Source organism: Prosthecobacter vanneervenii (assembly GCF_014203095.1).
Taxonomy (GTDB): Bacteria; Verrucomicrobiota; Verrucomicrobiia; order Verrucomicrobiales; family Verrucomicrobiaceae; genus Prosthecobacter; species Prosthecobacter vanneervenii.
Map to the genome: position 1 here is coordinate 1 of NZ_JACHIG010000029.1, position 5,282 is coordinate 5,282.

A 5,282-nucleotide genomic window follows, 5' to 3' on the forward strand; every position below is an offset into this window, starting at 1 on the left:
AAAATACAGTTGCACGAAATCAGAGCTGAACTACTCTCCTGACCCCCGACGAAAAGCGGCGGCTGAAACAAAAGGAAAAGAAAAGCGAGAAGCGGTTCTTGGACTTGGAAATCAGAACGATCTTTTAGAAAACACAGAAGCAACTTTGAGGGATGAGAATCCTGAGGAGTTGCTGGAAAACAAAAAGGCTAAATTGTGCGCTGCGCGATGAAACGCGCAGGAGCATCTGTGGTTTAAACAGATGCGGTCAATTTGGCTGACTTTAAAAGTCAGCACCAATATTTTTTGGAGAGTTTGATTCTGGCTCAGAACGAACGCTGGCGGCGTGGATAAGACATGCAAGTCGAACGGGATCATTGGAGTAGCAATACAACGATGGTCTAGTGGCGAACGGGTGCGTAACACGTGGATACATTCCGGGAAGCGGGGGATAGCCCAGGGAAACTTGGATTAATACCGCATGTGATCGAGAGATCAAAGACGGGGACCGCAAGGCCTGTCACTTCCCGATTGGTCCGCGGCCTATCAGCTAGTTGGCGGGGTAAAGGCCCACCAAGGCTACGACGGGTAGCTGGTCTTAGAGGACGACCAGCCACACTGGAACTGAGACACGGTCCAGACACCTACGGGTGGCAGCAGTCGAGAATCTTTCACAATGGGGGCAACCCTGATGGAGCGACGCCGCGTGGAGGATAAGGTCTTCGGATTGTAAACTCCTGTCATGTGTGAACAAGGTTGCAGGGATAATACCTTTGCAAATTGATGGTAACACAAGAGGAAGAGACGGCTAACTCTGTGCCAGCAGCCGCGGTAATACAGAGGTCTCAAGCGTTGTTCGGAATCACTGGGCGTAAAGGGTGCGTAGGTGGCGTGGTAAGTCAGATGTGAAAGCCCGGGGCTCAACCTCGGAACAGCATCCGATACTGCCGTGCTAGAGTACTGAAGAGGTGACTAGAATTCTCGGTGTAGCAGTGAAATGCGTAGATATCGAGAGGAATACCAAAGGCGAAGGCAGGTCACTGGGCAGTTACTGACACTGAGGCACGAAGGCCAGGGGAGCAAACGGGATTAGATACCCCGGTAGTCCTGGCAGTAAACGGTGCACGTTTGGTGTGGGCGCAATCGACCGCGTCCGCGCCGGAGCTAACGCGTTAAACGTGCCGCCTGGGAAGTACGGTCGCAAGATTAAAACTCAAAGAAATTGACGGGGACCCGCACAAGCGGTGGAGTATGTGGCTTAATTCGATGCAACGCGAAGAACCTTACCTGGTCTTGACATGCATTGTGTCTCCGGTGAAAGCCGGATAGGGTAGCAATACCCGCTTTGCACAGGTGCTGCATGGCTGTCGTCAGCTCGTGTCGTGAGATGTTGGGTTAAGTCCCGCAACGAGCGCAACCCCTGTGATTTGTTGCCACCGGCGTATGCCGAGCACTCGAATCAGACTGCCTCGATCAACGAGGAGGAAGGTGGGGATGACGTCAAGTCCGTATGGCCCTTACGACCAGGGCTGCACACGTACTACAATGCCCAGCACAATGTGAACCGATACCGCGAGGTGGAGGAAATCAGCAAAACTGGGCTCAGTTCAGATTGGAGTCTGCAACTCGACTCCATGAAGTTGGAATCGCTAGTAATGGTACATCAGCTACGGTACCGTGAATACGTTCCCGGGTCTTGTACACACCGCCCGTCACATCATGGAAGCTGGTTTCGCCCGAAGTGCGTGCGCCAACCGCAAGGAGGCAGCGCCCTAAGGCAAGACTGGTGACTGGGATGAAGTCGTAACAAGGTAGCCGTAGGGGAACCTGCGGCTGGATCACCTCCTTTCTATGGAGAATTGTCCGAGGCTCACGCCTATTTAGGACAAGGTCGACACCTCGCCGCAAGGCAGGTGTGTGAAGTGGCGAAAGCCCTCACAAACCTTTTTTCACTGCGCGGTTAAGAGTGCAGCGCACAATTTAGTCTTTTGTTTTCCGTGTGCCATGAGCGGGGGTTTAGCTCAGTTGGTAGAGCGCTAGCTTTGCAAGCTTGATGTCAGGAGTTCGAGTCTCCTAACCTCCACCATCAATGATCAGCGGGCATGTAGCTCAGTTGGTTAGAGCACCGCCTTGATAAGGCGGGGGTCACTGGTTCGAGTCCAGTCCTGCCCACCATTCATTGCGCACAGTCTGTAATTTTCAGGATCAGAGTTCTTTGACAACTGCATATAGGGTAGAAAAAATTCAATTGAGCCCTCTTGAGAACCAAGAGGTTTTAAAGAAAAGATAGAATCAGGCGAAAACATTTCGGCGGGTGTCAAAACCCGTCACATGAAATGGTTTTTAACAATGCAAGATTTATAGGGTATGTAGTGAATGCCTTGGCACTAGCAGGCGATGAAGGACGTGGTAAGCTGCGATAAGCTCCGGACAGCCGCAAGCAGGCTTTGACCCGGAGATCTCCGAATGGGATAACCTGTGATGATTCATGTCATCACGTGACGCTCTGAATACATAGGAGCGTTGACGCAACACCGCCCGAAGTGAAACATCTCAGTAAGGCGAGGAAAAGAAAGCGAATGCGATTCCGTCAGTAGTGGCGAACGAAAGCGGACCAGCCTAAACCGGAAATTTATTTCCGGGGTTCGGGGCCCGATGTGGTAGTTGAAGAGTTAGGTGAAGCGAATGGAAAATCGCTCCAAAGAGGGTGAGAGGCCCGTAACCGAAAACTTGACAACGCCTAGGGATTCCCAGAGTAACACGATCCACGTGGCATTTCGTGTGAAGATGTGCCGACCACGGCATAAGGCTAAATACTAGCTAGTGACCGACAGTGAACAAGTACCGCGAGGGAAAGGTGAAAAGAACCGCCGTGAGCGGAGTGAAATAGTACCTGAAACCACATACCTACAAGGTGTCAGAGCCGGCTTGTCCGGTGATGGCGTGCCTTTTGCAAAATGAGTCTGCGAGTCAGTCTGTGTGGCAAGCCTAAGCCCTTCTGGGGTGGAGGCGGAGCGAAAGCGAGTCCGAACAGGGCGACAAGTCGCACGGGCTGAACCCGAAGCGGAGGCGATCTACCCATGGCCAGGTTGAAGCGTTGGTAATACGACGTGGAGGACCGAACTGGTGAACCTTGAGACGTTCTCGGATGAGCTGTGGGTAGGAGTGAAAGGCTAATCAAGCCCCGTAATAGCTGGTTCTCCCCGAAATGTATTTAGGTGCAGCGTCATGCGCTGATCGAGGGGGGTAGAGCACTGAATGAGCTAGGGGGCACACCCGCCTACCAAACTCAATCAAACTCCGAATACCCTCGAATGTAGCATGGCAGTAAGACAGTGGGGGATAAGCTTCATTGTCGAAAGGGAAACAGCCCAGCCCTGCAGCTAAGGTGCCTAAATGCCGCTAAGTGGAAAGGAGGTGAGATTTCATTGACAGTGAGGATGTTGGCTTAGAAGCAGCCACCATTTAAACAGTGCGTAATAGCTGACTCATCGAGAGATCTCGCGCCGAAAATGATTGGCGATAAGCGGCATACCGAAGCTCTGGATTGTACCGGCTACGGCCGGTGCAGTGGTAGGGGAGCGTTCTGTGAGCGTCGAAGCGTGAAGGTGACTGACCGTGGAGTTCACAGAAGTGAGGATGCAGACATAAGTAACGTTAAGGGCGGTGAAATCCCGCCCCGCCGTAAACCCAAGGTTTCCTGGGCAACGATATTCGTCCCAGGGTTAGTCGGGAGCTAAGTCAAGGCCGTATGGCGTCGGCGATGCACATCGGGTTAATATTCCCGAACCGGCTATGGTTAAACCACACGTGCGTGGAAATTGAGAAAGCATGCCGGCTGAAAGTGGCAGAAGGAGGCGGGGCAACCCAAATCCGGTCTTTTGATCCGACCACCGAGAAAAGCGTTGTGGCCCTTTCCATGGCCGCCCGTACCGCAAACCGACACAGGTGGGTGGGTAGAATATACCAAGGCGAAAGAGTGAAACCTCGTTAAGGAACTCTGCAATCTAGTCCCGTAACTTCGGAAGAAGGGATGCCCTCTTAGGAGGGTCGCAGTGAAAGGGGACAACCGACTGTTTATCAAAAACACAGCATTGTGCCAAGACGAAAGTCCAAGTATACGATGTGACACGTGACCAATGCGGAAAGATTAAGGCAAGGGGTCAGCCGCAAGGCAAAGCTCTGAACCTAAGTCCCCGTGAATGTCGGCCGTAACTATAACGGTCCTAAGGTAGCGAAATTCCTTGTCGGGTAAGTTCCGACCTGCACGAATCGTGTAACGAGTTGTCCGCTGTCTCAACGAGGGGCTCAGTGAAATTGTAATAGCAGTGAAGATGCTGCTTACCCGCAGAAGGACGGAAAGACCCTATGCACCTTAACTGTAAGCTGTCACTGGTCGTTTGGTTTCCATGCTTAGCGTAAGTGGGAGACTTTGAAGCATGACTTTCGGGTCATGCTGAGTCGTCAATGAAACACCACCCTTGGGTATTGAACGATCTAACCGCAGTCCATGAATCTGGATGTGGGACCATGTCAGCCGGTCAGTTTTACTGGGGCGGTATCCTCCCAAAGAGTAACGGAGGAGCGCGAAGGTTGGCTCAGCGTGGTTGGTAATCACGTGTCGAGTGCATTGGCATAAGCCAGCCTAACTGTGAGACCTACAAGTCGAACAGATGCGAAAGCAGGCCAAAGTGATCCGGCGGTTTAATGTGGAATTGCCGTCGCTTAACGGACAAAAGGTACGCTAGGGATAACAGGCTGATTTCATCCAAGAGTTCATATCGACGATGAAGTTTGGCACCTCGATGTCGGCTCGTCGCATCCTGGGGCTGGAGAAGGTCCCAAGGGTCCGGCTGTTCGCCGGTTAAAGCGGCACGCGAGCTGGGTTCAGAACGTCGCGAGACAGTTCGGTCCTCTATCCTCTGTGGGCGCAGGAAAGTTGAGGGGTTCAATTCCTAGTACGAGAGGACCGGAATTGACGCACCTCTGGTGTTCCAGTTGTTCTGTCAAGAGCATCGCTGGGCAGCTATGTGCGGAAGGGATAAGCGCTGAAAGCATCTAAGTGCCAAGCCCATCCCAAGATAAGCTTTCCCTGAAGGATCGTGGAAGACTACCACGTTGATAGGCCACGGGTGCAAGCACAGTAATGTGTTCAGCTTAGTGGTACTAATCATCCGTTTGTCTTGCATTGTTCCATTTCAAACCAAACTGAAGCCTGGTTCCCGGGCTCAAGACGAATTTTTTCCCTATGTGCAGTTGTCAGGGAACCCTCCCTGAAAAAGTGTCTCCAGACACTCGGTTCA

General features: G+C 52.3%; 1 protein-coding gene, 2 tRNA genes and 2 rRNA genes. All 5 read left to right on the plus strand.

The window, feature by feature from the left end; translation table 11 throughout:
• Positions 1-211 (plus strand): hypothetical protein (locus tag HNQ65_RS26440; protein ID WP_184344882.1); only part of this gene is annotated, 211 nt, incomplete at its 5' end.
• A 71-nt stretch (positions 212-282) separates the two neighbouring features.
• Positions 283-1,828: ribosomal RNA gene (locus tag HNQ65_RS26445) — 16S ribosomal RNA — on the plus strand.
• A 161-nt stretch (positions 1,829-1,989) separates the two neighbouring features.
• Positions 1,990-2,065 (plus strand) — tRNA-Ala (locus tag HNQ65_RS26450).
• A gap of 12 nt (positions 2,066-2,077) precedes the next feature.
• A tRNA-Ile gene (locus HNQ65_RS26455) sits at positions 2,078-2,154 on the plus strand.
• Between the two features lie 174 nt (positions 2,155-2,328).
• A 23S ribosomal RNA gene (locus HNQ65_RS26460) occupies positions 2,329-5,170 on the plus strand.
• The 16S and 23S rRNA genes sit together here with 2 tRNA genes alongside, the layout of an rRNA operon.
• Positions 5,171-5,282 lie beyond the last annotated feature (112 nt).